Below are 18599 nucleotides of genomic sequence, written 5' to 3'. Positions count from 1 at the left end.
TGCGGGTCCATCGACCCGGTGCCGTCCATCGCTGGACAGGGCGAATGGGAGATCCCTCACGGTGTCTGCAGAAGCGGTTGCAATTTCATCCCGCCTACCACCTCTTCGCCTTCCTGATCGCCGCTGGCAAAAATGGCTGTCAGCGGCGATCTCGCTGGCGCTGCTAACCGCGATAGCTAGCCAGCTCGACAAGATCGGGCTGACTCAACTTCGCAACGATCTTCCAAAAGCACCGGCTTTCTGGTGCGCTCTGGGCGCCTATTATCTCGCCCTGCCAGCGTCCGAGTGGTTGATCTATAGACGGCTGTGGAAGCTGCCGGCGGCTGGTTTCGCCGCCCTGCTTCGGAAGCTCGTAAGCAACGAGGTGCTGCTGGGCTATAGCGGTGAACTCGCTTTTTATGGATGGGCCCGGGCGCGATCGGGGCTCAGTTCGGCCCCGTTCGGTGCGATCAAGGATGTCAGCGTCACATCGGCGCTCGCTGGCAATGTCGCGACGCTCGTCATGATCGTCACCGCCTGGCCCTATTTGGGCACCCTGAACCTGCCGATGTCCCGCAACGAGCTTGTCGGCTCGATTGCCGCGGTACTCGCGATCACGGCGGCGATCGGTCTGCTCAGGGGCAGGATATTTTCGCTGCCAGGGCGAGATCTGCGCTTCATAATGATGATGCACCTCGGACGCCTGGCCATGACCACGTTGTTGTCGATCCTGCTGTGGCATCTCGGCGTGCCAGGCATCGGCATATCGAGCCTGGTCGTACTCGGGGCCCTGCAACTGCTGGTCACCCGGCTGCCACTTGTGCCCAGCAAGGACCTTGTGTTTGCAGCCACGACGATCCTGCTTGTGGGCGGCGACAGCCGGATCGGCGCGCTGGTCGCCCTGATCGCCGCGCTGGTCCTCGCTACCCACTTGGTCGTGGGCGCGGCACTGGCGGGCGCCGACCTACTCGAGACCGCGAAAACTTCATGATCGCGGCAACATTGGCGGCGATGGCCGCGATCGCATCGACTCCGTCGCTGGGCACCGAGGAAGGCCGCTGCCGCTCGCCCGAGCCCGGCCCCGCCTTCGAGGTCATGGTGGCGGGGTTGAAGGATCGCAGCGGCGAACTGCGCCTGGAGCTTTATCCCGACAACGATGCGGACTTCTTCGCCGACGACAACAAGCTGCTCGCCGCCGGCAAGACATTCGCCCGCGTCATCGTCGCGCCTCCGGCGGCCGGTGCCGTGGAGATGTGCATCAGGGCGCCGCATCCAGGACGCTATGCGCTGATGCTCCTGCATAATCGCAACGCAGGCCGCAAATTCGATCTGACGCATGATGGGGTCGGCTTCGCCGGCAATCCCCGGCTGGGTTGGTCGAAGCCGAGGGCGGCGAGCGCCGCCGCCGTCGCCGGCCCGGGCCTCACCCGGCTCACCATCATCCTCAACTACTGGCACGGCCTGTCGATGCGGCCCGTGGAGGTCCCATGAAGATCGTCGATGTCTGCGCCTTCTACACGCCTGAAGGCGGCGGCGTGCGGACGTATGTCGAACAGAAGCTGCGTGCCGGAGCGGCGGTGGGGCATGAGATCGTGATCGTCGCCCCCGGCGCCACGGACAGCGTCGAGCATCGCACTGGGGGGGGGCGGATCGTCTATGTTGCTTCGCCTGCACTACCGCTCGACCGTCGCTATCGCTACTTCGCCGATCCCGATCGCGTCCATCGGCTGCTCGACGCCGAGCGGCCCGACATGGTGGAGGCGTCGTCGCCATGGCGAACCGCATCCATCGTCGCCAGCTGGGAGGGGGCTGCGCCCCGCGCGCTGATCATGCATGCCGATCCCCTGGCGGCCTATCCCTATCGCTGGTTCGGTGGGATCGCCCGGCGCACCGTCATCGACCGACAATTCCAGTGGTTCTGGAATCATCTGCGCCGCTCCGCTGCGGCGTGCGACATCGTGGTCAGCGCCAATGACAGCCTGTCGCGCCGGCTCCGGCTGGGAGGGCTTCCCTCGGTGGAGACGATCCCGATGGGAACCGATCCGGGCCTGTTCTCGCCGTCGCTGCGCGATCCGGCGATCCGGCGGGACCTGCTGGCGCGCTGCGATCTCGACGAGGATGCGCTGCTGCTGCTCGGCATCGGCCGCCATGCCGCGGAGAAGCGCTGGCCGATGGTGATCGACGCCTGCCTGCGCGTCGGGGTGCAGCGCAAGATCGGGCTCGTGCTGATCGGCGAAGGGCGCGACCGCGACAGGTTGGTGCGCCACGCAGGGGCGAGCCCGCATATCCATCTGCTCGCGCCGATCCGTGATCGCCCGCTGCTGGCGCGGGTGATGGCCAGCGGCGATGCCTTGGTCCACGGCTGCGAGTGCGAGACCTATGGCCTCGTCGCGGCAGAGGCCGCCTGCTCGGGCCTGCCGCTGATCGTACCGTCGGAAGGCGGTGCCTCAGATCTTGCCACGCCCGAAACTTCCGAGACCTACCTGCCCGGAGATATGCGCGATGCGGCGCGGGCGATTCTGCGCCTGGCCGCGCGCAACCAGCCGGAACTCCGCCGCGCGGCCGCGCTGGCGGCAGGCCGGATCGGCACAATGGACCAGCATTTCGAGCGATTATTTTCTGCCTATGCCGGCCTTCGCCGTATCAGCCGCGTCGCCGCATGATCGGAACGTCGGCCCGCGCCAATCATATCCTGATTATCCTGCATGACTTCTCGACGGGGGGAACCGAACGGGTTGCGATTCGGATGGCCGGCCGCTGGGCAAAGGCGGGGCGGCGGGTCACGATCCTGTGCGGCACGCACGAGGGCAAGGTGCGCGCGCTGGTCGACCGCGCGATCCACGTAGTGGCGGTCAAGCCGGAGATCCGCCGCGGCCTACTATCCCGGTGGAGGCTGGGCTCCGCTTTTGCGCCGCAGGTCCGCACGCTGCAGGCCGATCTTATCTTCGTACCCGGCAATTTCCACCTTGCCGTCGCCAGTCGGCTCGCCCGCCTGCTCGGCGAAGGTCGCGTGCCGATGATCTGCAAGCTCAGCAATCCGCTGCAGCGCGCCCATCGCGGGCGTCTCCGGCAATGGCTGTTCCAGCGGGCCGCGCGGTGGCTGGCCGCACCGGTCGATGGATTTGTCGCAATGTCGGAGAGCCTGCATGCTGAGGCCAAGCGCATGCTCGAAGGAGCTTGGATCGACATGATTGCCGAACCCATATTGGATGATGCGCCGGTCACATCAGGCATCGCCGAGGCGGAGGACGGGCGGCCGCTGATCCTGTGCATCGGACGGCTGGTCAAGCAGAAGAACTTCGTGCTCGCGATCCGCGCGTTCGCGAGCGTCGCGCCCCATCGGAACGCGCGGCTCCTCATCCTCGGCGAAGGCGACCAGCGTGCGGCACTTCAGCGCGAGATCGAGCTTTCAGGCTTGTCGAACCGGGTCGAACTGGCAGGCCACGTTACCGACGTCGGCCCGGCGCTCGCCCGCGCCACCATGCTGTTGATCAGTTCCGATTTCGAAGGCTATCCGGCGGTCGCGATCGAAGCGCTGGCCGCGCGGCGACCAATCGTCACCACGCGCTGCTCGCCGGCGATCGACGAGATCATGCTGCATCCGTCGTTCGGCCGGATTGTCGATGCGGACCCCGCGAGCATGGCCGAAGCCATCACCGCCATGCTCGACACGCCACCGCCCGACGAAGCGGCGCTGGCGCAGCTGCTCGATCGTCACCGCTTGGGCCGCGCGTCGGCGCAGTATCTCGAGCTGTTCGACCGCATGGTACAGGGATGTTCCGCAGGCGAGGCTAAAGGGCGCTCATCCGCTGCAATATCTCCTGCCCCCGCGCAGTGAAGGCTTCGCGGCTGTAGCGATCGCGCACCCGCCGTCGCGCAGCCTCCCCCAGCGAGCCCAGCATGTCGGGATAGAGCAGCATGTTGCGCAATGCGCGGGCGAGCGCGTCGGGATCGCCCGGCGGGACCAGCGCGCCGCAGCGATTATCGACGCTATACTGCATTTCACCGACCGCCGAAGCGATGACGCCGACGCCGGCCTGCATCGCTTCGTGCGCAGCGATGCAGAAGCCCTCCGCCCGCGATGGCTGGAGATAGAGATGCAGCCCAGCGAGAAAATGCGCGGGGCGCTGCGTGAAGCCGGCAAGCCTGATGTTCGCTAACCCTTCACCGGTGATCGCCGCCTCGAGCGCCACACGCTGCGCGCCCTCGCCGGCTATGGCGATCTCGAACGGCATTGGTGCTGCGAAGCCCTCGGCCTTCAGAATAGCCAGGGCCGCTATCAGCACGTCATAGCCCTTGTTGGGGTGCAATCGGCCGAGGCTGCCAAGGCGGATCATCTGCCCGGGTTGCCAGGGTCGGGCCTGTGGCGCGGCGGGATCGGCCGAGAAGATGGGCCAGCACATCAACCGGTCCGGAGCAACCTTCAACCGCCTCGCCGTCAGCTCGGTCACGCACTCGGAGTCGCCTATCCACAGCGATGACAGCCGCCGCATCAGCCGGAGCAACCGCTCGTTGGCCGGCTTGAGGTGCGCATTATGCTGCCAGCTTATCACCGGCAGGTGCCGCCACAGACCCACCATCTGTCCCATCAGCGTCGCTCTCGTCAGCGACGTCCACACATGGGTCGCGCCCCAGTCGCGCACCTGCGCGTCGAGCCAGCGCAAGGCGGCAAGATGATCGTCTTCACCGCCCGGACGGACGACCACATCCAGCCCCGTCTCCAGCAGTGCGGGCAGCGCCAGCCGGTCGCGCGGCGTCAGCGCGATCACCCGAAGCGCGGCGCCGCGCGACTGCAGTACCTGCGCGACGGACCGCAGCGGCGTCGCGGCGCCCCCGCCCTCCATGGAATTGATGACATAGGCGATCCGCATCAGGCGTAGGCGCGCTGGTCGGGCGTCGTCCTGGGGGGCACTGCCGGATGACCGAGCAGCGCCGCGACCGCTCGCGCCGCGCGGTGCGACGAAGGCTCGGCTGTAAGATCGAAACTATGGTCGAACAATTGTTGCTGGATCGGCCGGTAGCGCCCGGCATGTTCCGCCCTCGCCCGTTCCAGAGTCTCGCCGAAACGGGCGAGGTCCCTTACGACCGGCCCTGCGCGCCAGTGCGTGAAGTTGGGGTCATCCTCACGGCCGGTCCCCTGTGCATCGAGGAAAAGGCATGGGCGGGGACGCAGGAGGAATTCGTAGACCTGGCTGCTCACGTCGCCCAGGTAGATGTCGGCGCGATTGGTGTAGGTCATCGTCGTCGAGAGGCGGCTGCCGAGATCGATGTGGATGTTGGGCGCCCGCAGATAGCGCTCATCGATGTGACCTGGCCGGCTGATGCGTAGCCGGTCAACCGTCAGCACGAAGGGCCGCTCGAACAGCATCACATGCGGCGCGAAGATCAGATGATAATCATCATGCTCGACGAACCAGTCGAGGATCTGCCGGCCCCAGCGATACCAGGAGGACAAGTGGGGCGAGACATGGGGGTTATAGAGCACGACCGGCCGTCCATCATTGCACATTGGATGCACAGCGGGACGCGGATCGACCAGGTCGAACTTCGGATAGCCGACCACCGTGATGCGATCCTCCGCCAGTCCGGTCTCGCTTATCAGCCGCTCGCGGATCTTATCGCCCGAGACGAGCACATGATCGAACAGCGCGCTGGCCTTGTCGAACCCGATCGCGCGATCGCCGGCACCGTGGCGGGTGTGGATGATCTTCAGGCCATCGAGACCATAGCGGGTCTTGAGCACCAGAGAGGTCTTCTCGGCAACGACGAGCGCGTCCAGCGACCTGAAGAAGTCGAGATTGTCGCCGTACACCAGCAATTTGCTCGCCGGCACGACCGTTTCGAGAGCGTGAGCCACACGGATCGCGGCCCGGCTCTTGAGGCCAAGCTCGACGAGCCGGATGGATCGTCCGATCGCACTTCCACCCAGGCGAACGACTTCCGCCGTCAGACGCTTGTTGGTGGTGGCAATGACGATCTCGAGATCGACGCCCGTCTCATCGAGCGCAAGCGCGATAGGCAAGCTGTGCGCGACCTGATGGACCTGATCGTGATTGAAGAGAAATCCCACCCGCATGATGGTTCTGACGCCGCCGCATCGTCGAACCCGCATCATGATGTCCAGACTTGCGGAACGTCCGTTCACTAAGAATCCAGAAAGCAAATGAGCTGAGCGCCATAAAATACGGGAACGGAGCGTCAGCGGCGTCAGGGCGTTGTCAACGTGCATGGCCAGGGAGAGAGCGGATGCGCCACTCCGCAGGATTTTTGTTCGGGATCGGCATTTCGGCCGCGCTGGCGGCCTCTCCGGCAGCCGCTCGCCACCGCGGCTGGACGGACGTGTCGACCATAGGCCGCGATATTATGGTGGCGACGGCGCTGGGAGTTCCGGCCGTTCAGGGTGACTGGACGGGCGACGTGCAGGCCGGAGGCAGCATGCTGCTTGGTGGAGGTGTTGCTTACGGACTCAAGCAGCTCATTCACGAAGAGCGGCCCGATCATAGCGACCACAAGAGCTTCCCGTCGGCTCATACGGCCGAGGCCTTTGCCGCCGCAGCGACGCTGGAAAATCGCTATGGCTGGAAAGCGGGGCTTTCCGCGCTGGCGGTGGCCACGCTGGTCGGCGTGGCGCGGGTGGAGGCGCGCAAGCACCACTGGTACGATGCCATGGCGGGCGCGGCGATTGGCGCTGGAAGCGGTTTCCTGGTCACCTCTGCCAGGAGCGGTTCGGTGCGGCTCGTCCCTTGGGGAGACGCAGGCGGTGGAGGCCTGGCTCTCGCTGCCAGCTTCTGAGGCGCTGTCAGCCTGTGAAACGCCATCGCCCTATCGCCTATCGGCGCGGCTGACGGCCTGATACATATCATTCGTGGATATAAGATCATATGCGTCACGCATCGCTGCGTCATTGATGTTCATGTCGCTCCCTTATCAGGCCTTTGCGGGCCCACCCTTCCTCACCGACGATCCGGAGCCAACCGCGACAGGGCATTGGGAAATCTATGCACCGCTGCTCGAGGCGCAGGGGCGCGGCGCAAGCTTGGAAGGCGCGGCGGGCGTCGAGTTGAACTATGGCGCTGCACACAACCTGCAGCTGACGCTGGGTCTGTCGTCCGCCTTTACCCATGATGCTGGCCGGTGGAGCTGGGGTGCCGGCGATGTCGAGATGTCGGCCAAATATCGCTTCTTTTATGACGAGTCGGATGGCCTCTCCATTGCTGCCTTTCCAGGCATGACCCTGCCCACAGGCAGCAATGGCATGAGCGCACATAAAGTAACCGCCCTGCTGCCGATCTGGGCGCAGAAAAACATGGGACGCTGGGCGATATTTGGCGGTGGCGGCTATGCGGTCAATCCCGGCGTCGGCAATCGGGACTATTGGACAGGCGGCGTGGCCGTCACGCGCAGCTTCGGAGACCGCCTGCTTATCGGTATGGAGGCCGACCAACGGGGTGCCGACATAACGGGCGGTAGCGCTTCTACAAGCATCGGACTGGGCGCGATCTACCAGTTGAAAGCACCACTGCGCGTGCTGGCATCGGGCGGGCCGACGTTCGCCGACACAGGCGGAAAGGCAGGATTTCATGCGTTCGCTGCGCTGGGCGTAGATTTTTGAAGGAGCAAAATATGACTGCTGACCAGATGAGGGCGAGCCTGACCAAGGTGCCTGCGGTCACCCTTGGATTCTGGATCATCAAGATTCTCGCGACAACGCTGGGTGAAACCGGCGGCGACAGCGTAACCATGACGTGGCTCGGCGAGACCAGCCCCGATGCGCCGCAGTCCTGGGTCAGTGGCTATCTCATCGGCACAGCCATATTCGGGGCGCTGTTGGCTGTCCTGGTTTGGGCGCAGATCAGGGCGCGGACCTTCAACGCCTGGCTCTATTGGGCAACGATCGTCGCGTCGACCACCGCAGGGACGACGCTGGCGGATTTCACTACTCGCTCACTGGGCATCGGTTATCCGGGCGGTTCGCTGCTGCTGCTGGCATGCGTGCTCCTGTCACTGTCGGCATGGCACCGCAGCTTGGGCACGATTTCGGTCGATACGGTCATCGGTCGAAAAGCCGAGACCTTCTATTGGGTGACGATCACCTTTTCACAGACGCTCGGAACCGCCTTGGGAGACTGGATCGCCGACGGCCCGCTCGGCTACTCCGGCAGCGCCCTGGTCTTCGGCTCCGCGTTGGCATTTCTCGCAGCGCTCTACTTCTGGACCGCTACGTCACGCGTGGTGCTTTTCTGGGCAGCTTTCATCCTTACACGTCCCCTCGGCGCGACTGTGGGGGATTTTGTCGACAAGCCGCTTGCGAAGGGCGGCCTGGATTTCAGTCGCCCACTTGCGACCGGGGTACTGGCGGTCTCGATCCTGCTGCTGATCGTCCTCATTCCACAACGCGCCGGAGCGCACCCGTAGAACTGAAGCGCGAAGTGGGCTTCGGTGAAGCAGCGTTCGAAGAAGCGCATCGTTCAGCAGTAACCTCGCTCTCCCGCGGCCTCCCTAGCGCCGCCAATGGCGATTGATCATCTCAAAGCCGAACCGCGGAGCCGGAGCCTCTAGACGAGGATGCGCGCCCATGCTCAGCCAGCTTGAGATAACGATCATAGTCGAGCAGCGCTGAACGCAGAGTTCCCTTGCGCTCCGCGGTCGGCGTCTGCCGACTGGATGGGCGAGCCGTTCTCCCCCGGCACGGCTTGAGCAACATTCCTGCGGAGTGACGGCTATGATCAAGCCAGCAACGCGGCTGCCAGGCATCGCACGACGATCCCGATCACGCCGCCAAGTACAGCGGGTACCGCGCATCGTCCCATCCTCGTGCTCGCCGATGCATAGATCGCAACACCAGGCAGGTCCACCGGATGAAGGAGCGCGTTCGCGCCAGAATTGATCGCAGCGGCATCGATCTGGCCTGCCTGGTACATCTGGTGGACAACCCCGACCAGCGCGGTGCTGCCCGCCAACAGCTTAGTCACCGCCGGAAGGATCAGCGAAGGGGCGATGCCAAACTGGTCCATATCTGGACCGACCACACCCGCGAGCGCAGTGATGGCGCCCAGGTGCCTGAGCGTGGCGACCATCGCGAGCGACAGCAGCAGCATCGGGATGATGTTGATCACGATATCTATCGCCTCGCGTCCGCTCACGTTGATGATTTTGAGAACGCCGGGGCGGTCCAGCGCAGCTTCCTCGAACGCCGTCTCTGCCTCCGCTGCGTCTGAGAGATGTCGAGCGAGCACCCAATAGGTGACCGCGCCGGCAGCTAGGCCGCCCATCACGGAGAGCAGCATGACGTGCTCCGAGTTCAGTCCCATCGCGGCGAGCGGGAACACGGCATTGGCAGGCGCCATCGCCATTACCGCGGCGAACGTCCCGGCAATGCGCCGATCTGACTCGCCGCGATCCTGCATCAACGCCAATGTGGCGATAGGCGCAACGAAGCTCACCAGACTGATTTGGAGCATGGCAAGCAGGGCCAACCCGCCCAGACCGAAGGGTCGCAGTAGCGGGCTGGCGAGGCGCGTCAGTCGATCGAGAAGCCCGCTGGCCTCCAGCATTCGCATCGCGATCATCATGACGACCATGATTGGGAGCAGCGTGTAAAGTGCCACGTCGATAGCGCCACGTCCCGCTTCGAGCAGGATGTCGATGAATTGCTTCATTGCGGATCGAGTACGATGGCGCCGTGTGAACTGCCGTCCTCCAGTGCACGGTGCGCCGCGGCGACGTCAGCGAGCGGATAAGTCCTCCAAATTGATGGCGTCACCACTCTGCGCGCAATCGCGTCGAACAGGTCCGCGGTGCGCTCGCGATAATCGCTGACATCACTGATATGCGCCGTCAACCCGGGGCCGACCTCGCTTACTCCGTCTCCCACCACCGCGACGCGGCCCGTCGCCTCCAGCCCGAGCGCACTTGGCAAATCGATCGGCACCGCGCCGTTCCGTTGCGTCACATCGAGATAGTTGACGCCAATGGACTCGTGCTCGAGCCAGACCTGTCCTGTTCCAGGCTGCTCCCGCAGGGCCGGAATCGCGTGGAGCACCTCGGGTGCACCAATGCGATCGAGGACGATACGGATGGGCATAGTCTAGGGCTCCAGATCGTTGAACTGGGTGTATCGGCATTCAGCATTCTCACTGCAACCGCCGGTATTTGCAGATCATTGCTGCATGCAGCACAGGGATTCGTACCACGCTGCCAATACGGAAACTGCCGAACAGGCGCTTCACGAATGACATCATCGCTCATTCTCGTCCCCTGTGGATGCCAAAATGGCAGGCATCCACAGGGTTCTATGACCGATTATGGTCGAGGCGCGTTCATTAGAATTAGAACGTATACTCTACGCGCAGGCCGTATGTACGCGGCATGCCAGCATTATAGGTTGTACCAAAAGGCAGGAGGGTCTGCCGGCGCGTGACATATTTCTTGTCGAACAGGTTGTTTACATAGAAGCCGACGCGGAGGTGTTCGCCGGGGGGGCTCACATAGCCCGATGCATTCGCAAGGAACAGAGAGTTGCTTCGATCGTACCTCAAATTACCGCCCGCACCTGGTTGGTAGTTGATCGAGGAGCGGTACGTCGCGAGACCGGAAAGCGATGCGGACCATGATCCGACAGCGAATTCGTAGTTGGCGCTGAACGATCCTGACCATGTCGGAGCCTGCGGCGGCGGCGTGCCGGTGAGGTTCGTCAAGTTGGGATCACACGCAACCAGCGTCGGAACCACAGTGGGATCAAAGCATACGAGCCCTACAACGCCATCGAACGGCTTGTACCGTGGATGTTGCCAGGCGCCGGTAATCCCGAAGTTTAGGCCATCCACCGGAACAATCTGTGTCTCAACCTCAACACCGTAATTTTCCAAGCCTGCATTAGAGGTGATGGCACCACCCAGAGTGACGTCACGGATCGTCTGTGCTTGCAGGCCCTTGTTTTTGAAATAGAATGCGGCCGCGTTCAGGCGGAGTCGGTTGTCCAGCATAGATTGCTTGATTCCGACCTCGTGACTGGAGACCTTTTCGGGCTTGACCGTTGTAAGCGGTCCAGTCTGTCCATCTGGGAAGCCGCCTGCCTTGAAGCCGCGGGTGAAGCTATAGTAGAGATTGGTCGGCCCATTATCCCAGGACAGCACGAAACGCGGCGTGAATGCGCGCTGCGTCGTACGCCCATCGAAGGAGAACCCGAACGCGTCTGTGTGCATGCCGCGCTCGTCATAGGTATAGCGTCCACCAACTGTGATCTTCAGTTCGTCGGTAACTTTGTAATAGCCCTCAAGGAACGCCGCGTAAGAGTTTGTAGTCCCTTCGTTGAAGAAGCCCGGCGCGGTAGCCACGGTCGGGGTCGCCCCGCTTAGAAAGGCCGCCAGGAAATGGCGCTTGTCGTGCAGATAGCTCAAACCGAACAGATATTCAAACCGGCCGCCAAGCTTTGAAGCGATCTGAACGTCCTGCGAGAATGTATCTCCCCCGATATCCGCTCCAACGAATTCGAACAGGGGCAGTGGAGTTGCATCAGTATCGGCGCCGTTGTTGACTGTCTTCGAATGGCGGAATGTCGTCGTGCTGGTCAACAGGAAGCTGCCGAGGTCAAAATCCATCTTGAGGTTGGTACCGTAATATTTGGTGTGGACAGCCGGAACCAGCGATTGACTTTCTTGCTCATAGAAACCGACCGAGGGGCTGATAAGGCCGGGCGGCGCTATGAGGCAGCCTAAGCAAGTCAAGTCGTTGCGCCCTAAATTGGCCGTCCGCGTCAAGGTATTGCGGAGGTTGTAATATTCGCCGCCAAGCACGATGTCGGCAACACCGGGATTCCAGCGCAGCTTCGCCCTTACGTTATGGTTTTTTTCCCAGCCGTTTTTATCGCCTGTGGTCAGGTTGCGGATGTAACCACCATTATGTTTGAAGCTGCCGGTGGCGCGCAGGGCAAGATCCTGGCCCAGCGGCAGGTTGATCATTGCGTTCAGCTGCTGATGATCGAGGTTGCCGACCTCCCCACGTACCCGCCCCTCGAGTTTGAAGGTCGGATCGGCGCTGTTGATGATGATCACCCCGCCTGACGCATTGCGGCCGTACAGCGTACCCTGCGGGCCGCGCAGTATCTGGATACTGCTGATGTCGAAATTATCGAGGAGTTCATTCGCGGTTACGGTGTTGGTCAGATACGCGCCGTCTTCATAAATAGCCACCGGAGACTCGAGACCTGCCGCCGTGAAGGCCACGCCAAGTCCGCGAATATTGGGCGAAAAGAAGCCGGCGCTGACGGTAAAATTCGCGCCGGGCGTCACTGCCGCAATATCGGAGACCTTGACCAGGCCGAGTTTCTGCACGGTCGCGGCTGTCACTGCCGTCACCGCAATCGGGATGTCCTGCAATTTCTCCGACCTGCGCTGGGCAGTGACGACGATCTCGCCGGCGCCCCCGCCGGCGGCGTCTTCCGGGGCTGACGTCGCAGGCGGCGCGCTGGCTGGGGTCTGTGCGTAGCTCGCCGAAGCGAGCAGGCCGCCAAGCATGATTGCCACTGGTCCCACTTTTTTCATGATAACTCCTCTCCCTGGTTGTTCGGTTATAGATTTGTGAATTTGACCGGAAATCTAGGTTCTATTCGGTCCTGATCGGTGCGAGTAATATGTCCTCGCGTTGCTTCATCAGATCGGTCGCGCTGCCGGCGGTGCACAGCGGCACATGCACCGCGCCTAGCCGCCAGATGCCCATCAGCGCACGCATCTTCAGCGTCATAGAATGCAAGAAGTTCTTCGACGCGCTGCAATCCTGATTCTCGAGTCATTCGGGTGATCCCGGTTGGTTGGCACCCCGCGCGAACCAGTTCGAGGAACCGGTCTGGTTCAGTCGATCACGGGAAGTTCGATGAAGGAAGGGTGATCGGCGTCATGCCGGATGCGCTGTTGCGCCACTTCGTAGCGCGGGCTGTCCTGATCGCCGGTGTTGAGGTTGCGATCCCACCGCGGGAAGGAGCTGCTGGTGACATGCACTCGGATGCGGTGCCCGGGCAGGAACAGGTTGCTGGTCGACCACAGGTCGATCTCATGGGTAGCGGCACCGTCCGCCCCTTCGCGCACCCGGACGATGCCGTCGCACAGGTTGAACGACTGGCCGTTGGGATGCACGTCGCAGAGGCGCGCCACCCAGTCGGTCGATGGCGCCGAACTCACGCAGTTCAGCACGACCCGGACGCGGCCGGTGACTTCGAGCTCCTGTTCGAGCGGCGCGGACGTGAAGACGCAGACATCCTGCCGCGCCTCGACCGATCCCTGTTCCTTGGGCCCCGGCGGGAAAGCCCCCGCCATGACGAGATGGCCGCCCATGGTCGGCACCGGATCGGACGGATCATAGACGAACTCTGTGGCGCCCTCGTCGGAAAGCGGCGCGACCTGCGTCAACGAACCGTCGGCGCGCAGGAAATGGCGCTGGACCCTGGCGCGCGCAGGCGGCCACTCGTTTTCGTCGCGCCACGCATTGCGCCCCATCACAAAGATGCGCACTTTGGCCTCGGGGAGCTGGATATCGGCATCCGTTTCGAGATGCTGCCGAAACCAGGCGAGCTGGAACGCATTGAGATCGCCATAAGGGTGAGACATCACGCCGAGACGGCGCGAGGCGAGGCCGAAGCTCAGATCGCCGACCTTGTCGCCAAACTCCATATGCGACCACGGCCCGACCACCAGCCGCGCGTCGCGCCCGAGGCTGGTCATCGCGGCGAAGTTGTCGAGCGTCCCTTGCAGGAAGATGTCGTACCATCCGGCGGTGTGGAAGCTTGGGACAGTGACCCGCTCATGGTTTCCGGCCACCTGGCACCAGTTGATGCTGTCGGGATCGTCGAGGGCGCGGATCGCGCCGAGGCCCGGCAGCTGGTGGCGCTCAAGCATGGCGCCGCGGCGCACCGGCAGATCCCAATAGCCGCCAGTCGCAAGAGCCTCATAGTCGGCCAGAATCGCGCCCATGCGGCCGGCACGCTCCTCCATGGGGATCGGCAATCTCAGCACATAGTCTGGGCCCATCATCAGCGTCCAGGCCAACTCGAGACCGAGCTCGACGGCGCCGCCCCTTGCGTAGAGGCCATCCATGGGATCGCGCCAGGTGATCATGGGCGAAATCGCCCCCAGCGAGGGTGGTTGAGCAAGCGCGGCCATCCACTGGGTGTTGCCGACATAGCTCCCCCCGAACATGCCCACCCGTCCGTTCGATCCGGGCAGTTTCGCCGCCCATTCAACGGAATCATGGCCGTCGTCGCGTTCGAACCGGAACGACTCGGTTTCGCCTTCCGAGACGAAACGGCCGCGCGTGTCCTGAATCACGACCACGAAACCCTGGCGCGCCGTCTGAACGGGATCCAAGAGCTCCACGACCCCAGGCAGATCCTTGCCGTATGGCGAACGGGAGAGAAGCACGGGCCAGGTGCCCGAGCCTTCCGGCGTGTAGACATTGGCGCGCAGAACCGTCCCGTCGCGCATCGTTGCGGGCACACCGATCTCGACGTTAACCTTGTCCGGCCGCAACAGCGTACCGGTTTCAGAAATGGATGTGGTCATGATTTTCCTATGCGGGCGAGATTGTGGTGATGCAGGCTCTTCGAAGCGAAGGTGGCAAAATGAGATCGCTGACCAGCACAAAACCGTTTCTCATCGATCCCCTCCATTTTTTGTCTGCCTGCAGGCATTTCTAATCGCCGACAGATTGGGATCCGCTGACTGCCGAGTCTAATACGGATTTTGCTTGGATTGATAAGAAATTCGGCATAGTTTTGCGTGAGATCGATTTCGCGACTATCGCCACAAGAAGGTCGTTTATCCGAGCCGCACAGCGGCTGCGCGTTGCTCAGGCATGGCTCTTCGCCCGTATTCACAGCTTGAACAGATTGTCGACTATCGTCTTTTTTGATCGCACCACGCGCTGCGCGTGGTTAACAGATCGAGGCGCGTACTATTCGAAGCTGCTCGTGACGTTGCAAAATCTGCGGAATCGGCTGCCCGATGGGTCTGGGAGAACCGGATGAATGGCGCGCGGTTCGCTGCTGCTTTCCGTGGTCGATAGCGGATACACTGCACATAGGGGGCATCCAGCGCTCTGGCTGTGACCGCACCGCCTTTGCGACGCCGCCCACCAGTGTATCGACGGGGTCTGGTAAGGCGGCTGGCGGCGCTCCAGGTTGGCGCGACTTTAGGACTTGTAACAACCGTCACAATTGGTATGATCGTGCCTTATATGATTTCCCGTCATCAACGGCGGTTCATTTTAGTTGGAGAGCGGTGCGGCTGCCGAGGGCAAGGACGTCAATGTCGGATTTTCGCTGCCAGTCTGAATAATGTACCTTGCGCACTCTATGTTGCTCAAGAAGCAAGCCTGTTGGACGGGTTTGTGTCCAGTTGAACACTGGTTGTTCGAGGCGTCGGTCTGCTCACAGTAATCACAAGCAACCCAATCATTAAATTAGGCACCGGGAAAGTCAGAGTAGATTATGGGCTACACGCATGTCTTTACGCCGATCAAACTCGGCAACCTTGAGGTCAAGAACAGAACATTCCGGCCGGCGCATGCCATGGGGCTTGGTCTTGGAACGATGAACGATGCCGTGATCGCTTATCATGAACAGCGTGCCCTTGGCGGCGTGGGGCTGGTCATCAACGAGATCGGATCAGTCCATCCATCTACTATGGGGTTCATGGATATTTATGATCCGGCGATCGAAGGCGCGATGCGCAAGTTTGTCGAGCGGATCAAACCCCACGGAACGAGGGTCTTTCAGCAGCTCTGGCATGGGGGCCATTATGCCGGCTTCGACGGCTCCGTGCCGTGGGGCGCTTCAGATATTCCCAACATCATAAAGCGCGTTGTTCCTGTTAGTATGACCAAGGGCATGATCGATGAAATTGTGGGCGCTTATGCCGATTGCGCGCGGCGGATGGAGGAATATGGCCTCGATGGCGTGGATGTCCATTGTGCGCATGGATATCTTCCGCACCAGTTTCTTTCGCCGGTTACCAATGACCGGGACGATGAATATGGTGGCAGTTTCGAAAATCGCGCACGCTTCACTCTGGAGGTGCTCACGGCGGTCCGCAACGCGGTTTCGTCGAATTTCGTCGTGGGCGTGCGTGTCGGCACCGATCTTGCGCCAGGTGGAATTGGACTGGAAGACACAATACGAATTACGAGCATGTTGGAAGAAAGGAAGCTGATCGATTATGTAAACGTATCGGTCGGCAACTATAACCGTAATGACAAGATGATCGGCGGGATGAATGAGCCGGCTGGCTATGAAATGCCCACTAGCATTCCGGTCACCCGTGCGACGAAATTGCCGACTCTCGTCACGGGGCGCTTTCGAACGTTAGAAGAAATCGATCAGGTCATCCGCGCCGGCGACGCTGACATGGGCGGTCTGGTGCGCGCGATGATCGCCGATCCCATGCTTGTGTCAAAGAGCATCGCCGGCGACGTCGGGCGCGTTCGCCCCTGCATTGCGTGCAATCAGGCTTGCGTGGCCAATCTGCTCGAAGGGCTGCCGAGCGAATGTACCGTAAACCCGGGCGCTGGTCATGAACTCGAGCGGGGGGATCATCTTCTGCAGCCTGTGCCCGAACCGCGTACCGTTCTGGTCGTCGGTGGGGGACCCGCGGGGCTTGAGGCCGCGCGAGTGGCCGCGACACGCGGGCACAAGGTCATTCTCGCCGAAGCCAGTTCCGATCTTGGCGGCTCCATCAGAGTGGCGGCGAAGGTGCCAACGCGGCACACGCTGATCGACATCGTGACGTGGCTTGAGGAAGAAGTGTATCGGCTGGGTGTCGATGTCAGGCTGAGCACATATCTTGATGCTTCCGGCGTACTTGAAGTGGGGGCCGACGCGGTCATCATGGCGACCGGGGCGATGGAGCGGATGAACGGGATTCAGATCTCGCACGGTGGCGAACCGATCCGGAATATGGAGCGCAAGGGTGTAATCTCGTCTACCGACCTGTTTATGGCCACGCCGACGGATCTTGGGCGTAGCGCGGTGGTGATCGACGATGTCGGACATTTCGAGGGCCTTGGCTCGGCGGAGTTCCTGATCAGGCAGGGGCTTGAAGTTACCTATGTCACGCCCTGTGCGGAGATAGCCCCCTTGGCGAGATTGACGCTGATGGTGGAACCTTATTTGCAGAGAATGCAAGGCAAGCCGTTCCGTCACATGACCCGTACCCGTGCGATCGCCATTGAAGAGGGGGAGGTTGTTGTAGGCCCCGCCTATCTATTCGGCACCGAGGCCGACAGTTCCAGGATTCCGGCGGATACGGTGGTAGTCGTATCACACAATCGACCCAATCGGGACGTGTATGACGAGTTGGCCGGGCAAGTCGAATATCTTCACCTCGTGGGCGATGCCAATTCTCCCCGGTACCTGCAAACGGCAATACGCGAAGGGCATTTGGCGGGTGCGGCCGTTTGATCAGGTAGATGTGCGCTCCGGCTAATTTGCAACCATAAATTATAAGGGAGTGATGTCTGTGCGGGTAGTTGCCGCTGATTTTGTCAATACGTCCGAATCGCCACGGGTTACCGAAATCGCGCAGCCGCCGGTGTCCGACGACGAGATGCTTGTAAAAATTCATTACGCTGGAATGAATGCCGCCGACTGGCAGTATAGCCAAGGAATGATGGTTGATTTCATTCCCGATGACAATGTCAACATCATGGGGTTCGAGGCCGCGGGCGTGATCGTGGGCCTTGGGCGCCATGTAGACGGTTTTCGTGAAGGAGACCGCGTCATGTTTGGGCGAACGCGCCGGATTGGAGACGCCGGGACCTTCGCCGAATATATCGCCGTCCCTGCCAAACTGGCTTGTCGCGTTCCGGACCATATGTCGCTGATAGAGGCCGGCGCGACTCCGATTTGCTTCCTGACCTCCTACATCGCGTTGTTTGCGGACGATCTGGGCAATTCAAAACCGGGTCAGAAGGTGCTGGTGCATGGTGGCTCTGGCGGCGTCGGCAGCTTTGCTATCCAGTTGGCCAAGTTCGCTGGGCTTTCGGTGGCCGCAACCGGGAGAGCCGCCAATAGCGAGTATATGATCGAGATGGGGGCCGATCTTGCCGTCGACTATACCAATCCCGAAAAGGGCATCGTCGCGCAAGTCCGGGAATGGGCTCCCGAGGGGGTTGACGTGGTGTTTGACGCCGTGCGCATGAATACCTTGCCCGATGCACTGGAAGCTCTAAAGCTTGGCGGGACGCTCGTCAGCATCACCACCACGCTCGACAGGAGCGATATAGTTGCGCAGATTCGTGAGTCGGAAGCGCGCGGTTTCCGTCATGTTATCTGCTTCGCTCACTGGCCCGACCGGCTTGAAAAACTGCCACTGGTCGAGATTCTGACGCAGCGCGGCATCCGTATTCCTCCCGTTGAAGTGGTAGAGCTTGTCGACCTTCAATCCGCCATCGAGCGGTTGAGGGCCGGCCATAACCGGGGCAAGCTCGTATTGAAGATGGTGAGCGAATAGCGTTCGTCTGAATATGGCATTAGGCGTAGAAAGACCCTGGATCAGGTGCTGGAGAGCGGGCGATCCGGGCGGCTTGGCAGACAAGCCGGGCACGATCTTGACTATCGGAAATCAGCTGCGATT

The 18599-nt window shown here is 61.9% G+C and carries 17 protein-coding genes; 10 read left to right on the top strand and 7 right to left on the bottom strand.

Annotated elements, in window-relative coordinates; translation table 11 throughout:
- Window positions 1-61 precede the first annotated feature (61 nt).
- The 4 genes from AAC645_RS12355 to AAC645_RS12340 are packed head-to-tail and all read left to right on the top strand — an operon-like array spanning window position 62 to window position 3817.
- Window positions 62-970: a hypothetical protein gene (locus AAC645_RS12355; protein ID WP_340316417.1), complete on the top strand. Its 909-nt coding sequence runs from the start codon at window positions 62-64 to the stop codon at window positions 968-970.
- On the top strand, window positions 967-1470 hold the full coding sequence (locus AAC645_RS12350) for a DUF2141 domain-containing protein (protein ID WP_340316416.1): 504 nt from the start codon (window positions 967-969) through the stop codon (window positions 1468-1470). Before AAC645_RS12355 ends, AAC645_RS12350 begins: the two co-directional genes overlap by 4 nt.
- Window positions 1467-2642 (top strand): glycosyltransferase, encoded by a 1176-nt coding sequence (locus AAC645_RS12345; RefSeq protein ID WP_340316414.1) that lies wholly within the window; start codon window positions 1467-1469, stop codon window positions 2640-2642. Before AAC645_RS12350 ends, AAC645_RS12345 begins: the two co-directional genes overlap by 4 nt.
- Window positions 2639-3817 carry a glycosyltransferase gene (locus AAC645_RS12340; RefSeq protein ID WP_340316413.1) on the top strand — a complete coding sequence of 393 codons (1179 nt, stop codon included), beginning with the start codon at window positions 2639-2641 and terminating at the stop codon, window positions 3815-3817. The genes AAC645_RS12345 and AAC645_RS12340 overlap by 4 nt, the downstream gene beginning before the upstream one ends.
- Here AAC645_RS12340 and AAC645_RS12335 read toward each other — a convergent pair.
- Both AAC645_RS12335 and AAC645_RS12330 read right to left on the bottom strand, forming a co-directional pair.
- Window positions 3771-4850, bottom strand: a complete 1080-nt coding sequence (locus tag AAC645_RS12335) for a glycosyltransferase (protein WP_340316411.1) — start codon at window positions 4848-4850, stop codon at window positions 3771-3773. The genes AAC645_RS12340 and AAC645_RS12335 overlap by 47 nt on opposite strands.
- Window positions 4850-6055 (bottom strand): hypothetical protein, encoded by a 1206-nt coding sequence (locus AAC645_RS12330; protein ID WP_340316410.1) that lies wholly within the window; start codon window positions 6053-6055, stop codon window positions 4850-4852. The genes AAC645_RS12335 and AAC645_RS12330 overlap by 1 nt, the downstream gene beginning before the upstream one ends.
- A 170-nt stretch (window positions 6056-6225) precedes the next feature.
- On the opposite strand from AAC645_RS12330, the gene AAC645_RS12325 reads away from it, so the two are divergent.
- From AAC645_RS12325 to AAC645_RS12315, 3 genes are all read left to right on the top strand, one after another.
- Window positions 6226-6771, top strand: coding sequence for a phosphatase PAP2 family protein (locus AAC645_RS12325; protein ID WP_340316408.1), 546 nt, complete (start codon window positions 6226-6228; stop codon window positions 6769-6771).
- Between the two features lie 115 nt (window positions 6772-6886).
- The gene (locus tag AAC645_RS12320) at window positions 6887-7591 is read left to right on the top strand and encodes a hypothetical protein (protein WP_340316406.1); all 705 of its coding nucleotides are present in this window, start codon (window positions 6887-6889) and stop codon (window positions 7589-7591) included.
- Window positions 7592-7602: 11 nt separating this feature from the next.
- Window positions 7603-8394: a COG4705 family protein gene (locus AAC645_RS12315; RefSeq protein ID WP_340316404.1), complete on the top strand. Its 792-nt coding sequence runs from the start codon at window positions 7603-7605 to the stop codon at window positions 8392-8394.
- A gap of 311 nt (window positions 8395-8705) precedes the next feature.
- Here the strand turns inward: AAC645_RS12315 and AAC645_RS12310 are convergent, their stop codons facing one another.
- From AAC645_RS12310 to AAC645_RS12290, 5 genes are all read right to left on the bottom strand, one after another.
- Entirely contained in the window at window positions 8706-9638 is a 933-nt protein-coding gene (locus AAC645_RS12310; protein WP_340316402.1) for a nucleoside recognition domain-containing protein, read from the bottom strand.
- Window positions 9635-10063 (bottom strand): zinc-binding dehydrogenase, encoded by a 429-nt coding sequence (locus AAC645_RS12305; protein ID WP_340316400.1) that lies wholly within the window; start codon window positions 10061-10063, stop codon window positions 9635-9637. Before AAC645_RS12305 ends, AAC645_RS12310 begins: the two co-directional genes overlap by 4 nt.
- Window positions 10064-10307: 244 nt before the next feature.
- Window positions 10308-12521 carry a TonB-dependent receptor gene (locus AAC645_RS12300; protein ID WP_340316398.1) on the bottom strand — a complete coding sequence of 738 codons (2214 nt, stop codon included), beginning with the start codon at window positions 12519-12521 and terminating at the stop codon, window positions 10308-10310.
- Between the two features lie 61 nt (window positions 12522-12582).
- On the bottom strand, window positions 12583-12720 hold the full coding sequence (locus tag AAC645_RS12295) for a hypothetical protein (protein WP_340316396.1): 138 nt from the start codon (window positions 12718-12720) through the stop codon (window positions 12583-12585).
- A 107-nt stretch (window positions 12721-12827) separates the two neighbouring features.
- Window positions 12828-14531 (bottom strand): CocE/NonD family hydrolase, encoded by a 1704-nt coding sequence (locus AAC645_RS12290; protein WP_340316394.1) that lies wholly within the window; start codon window positions 14529-14531, stop codon window positions 12828-12830.
- Between the two features lie 212 nt (window positions 14532-14743).
- Here AAC645_RS12290 and AAC645_RS20465 point away from each other — a divergent pair, with 212 nt between their 5' ends.
- The 3 genes from AAC645_RS20465 (at window position 14744) to AAC645_RS12280 (ending at window position 18476) form a co-directional block, all read left to right on the top strand.
- Window positions 14744-14995 carry a helix-turn-helix domain-containing protein gene (locus tag AAC645_RS20465; protein ID WP_422785830.1) on the top strand — a complete coding sequence of 84 codons (252 nt, stop codon included), beginning with the start codon at window positions 14744-14746 and terminating at the stop codon, window positions 14993-14995.
- Window positions 14996-15457: 462 nt separating this feature from the next.
- Window positions 15458-17425, top strand: coding sequence for an oxidoreductase (locus AAC645_RS12285; RefSeq protein WP_340316392.1), 1968 nt, complete (start codon window positions 15458-15460; stop codon window positions 17423-17425).
- A gap of 52 nt (window positions 17426-17477) precedes the next feature.
- Complete coding sequence (locus AAC645_RS12280; RefSeq protein ID WP_340316391.1) at window positions 17478-18476, top strand: NADP-dependent oxidoreductase; 999 nt, start codon at window positions 17478-17480, stop codon at window positions 18474-18476.
- Window positions 18477-18599 lie beyond the last annotated feature (123 nt).

Source organism: Rhizorhabdus argentea, from assembly GCF_037861105.1.
Classification (GTDB): domain Bacteria; phylum Pseudomonadota; class Alphaproteobacteria; order Sphingomonadales; family Sphingomonadaceae; genus Rhizorhabdus; species Rhizorhabdus argentea.
Note: the sequence above shows the minus strand (reverse complement) of the source record. Positions and strands in the feature narration are given on the sequence as shown.

What these genes read in the sequence shown, in the direction of transcription:
- AAC645_RS12350 (WP_340316416.1), top strand. Translation starts at nt 967, where the DNA reads ATGATCGCGGCAACATTGGCGGCGATGGCCGCGATCGCATCGACTCCG.
- AAC645_RS12345 (WP_340316414.1), top strand. Translation starts at nt 1,467, where the DNA reads ATGAAGATCGTCGATGTCTGCGCCTTCTACACGCCTGAAGGCGGCGGC.
- AAC645_RS12340 (WP_340316413.1), top strand. Translation starts at nt 2,639, where the DNA reads ATGATCGGAACGTCGGCCCGCGCCAATCATATCCTGATTATCCTGCAT.
- AAC645_RS12335 (WP_340316411.1), bottom strand. Translation starts at nt 4,850, where the DNA reads ATGCGGATCGCCTATGTCATCAATTCCATGGAGGGCGGGGGCGCCGCG.
- AAC645_RS12330 (WP_340316410.1), bottom strand. Translation starts at nt 6,055, where the DNA reads ATGCGGGTGGGATTTCTCTTCAATCACGATCAGGTCCATCAGGTCGCG.
- AAC645_RS12325 (WP_340316408.1), top strand. Translation starts at nt 6,226, where the DNA reads ATGCGCCACTCCGCAGGATTTTTGTTCGGGATCGGCATTTCGGCCGCG.
- AAC645_RS12320 (WP_340316406.1), top strand. Translation starts at nt 6,887, where the DNA reads ATGTTCATGTCGCTCCCTTATCAGGCCTTTGCGGGCCCACCCTTCCTC.
- AAC645_RS12315 (WP_340316404.1), top strand. Translation starts at nt 7,603, where the DNA reads ATGACTGCTGACCAGATGAGGGCGAGCCTGACCAAGGTGCCTGCGGTC.
- AAC645_RS12310 (WP_340316402.1), bottom strand. Translation starts at nt 9,638, where the DNA reads ATGAAGCAATTCATCGACATCCTGCTCGAAGCGGGACGTGGCGCTATC.
- AAC645_RS12305 (WP_340316400.1), bottom strand. Translation starts at nt 10,063, where the DNA reads ATGCCCATCCGTATCGTCCTCGATCGCATTGGTGCACCCGAGGTGCTC.
- AAC645_RS12300 (WP_340316398.1), bottom strand. Translation starts at nt 12,521, where the DNA reads ATGAAAAAAGTGGGACCAGTGGCAATCATGCTTGGCGGCCTGCTCGCT.
- AAC645_RS12295 (WP_340316396.1), bottom strand. Translation starts at nt 12,720, where the DNA reads ATGACGCTGAAGATGCGTGCGCTGATGGGCATCTGGCGGCTAGGCGCG.
- AAC645_RS12290 (WP_340316394.1), bottom strand. Translation starts at nt 14,531, where the DNA reads ATGACCACATCCATTTCTGAAACCGGTACGCTGTTGCGGCCGGACAAG.
- AAC645_RS12285 (WP_340316392.1), top strand. Translation starts at nt 15,458, where the DNA reads ATGGGCTACACGCATGTCTTTACGCCGATCAAACTCGGCAACCTTGAG.
- AAC645_RS12280 (WP_340316391.1), top strand. Translation starts at nt 17,478, where the DNA reads ATGTCTGTGCGGGTAGTTGCCGCTGATTTTGTCAATACGTCCGAATCG.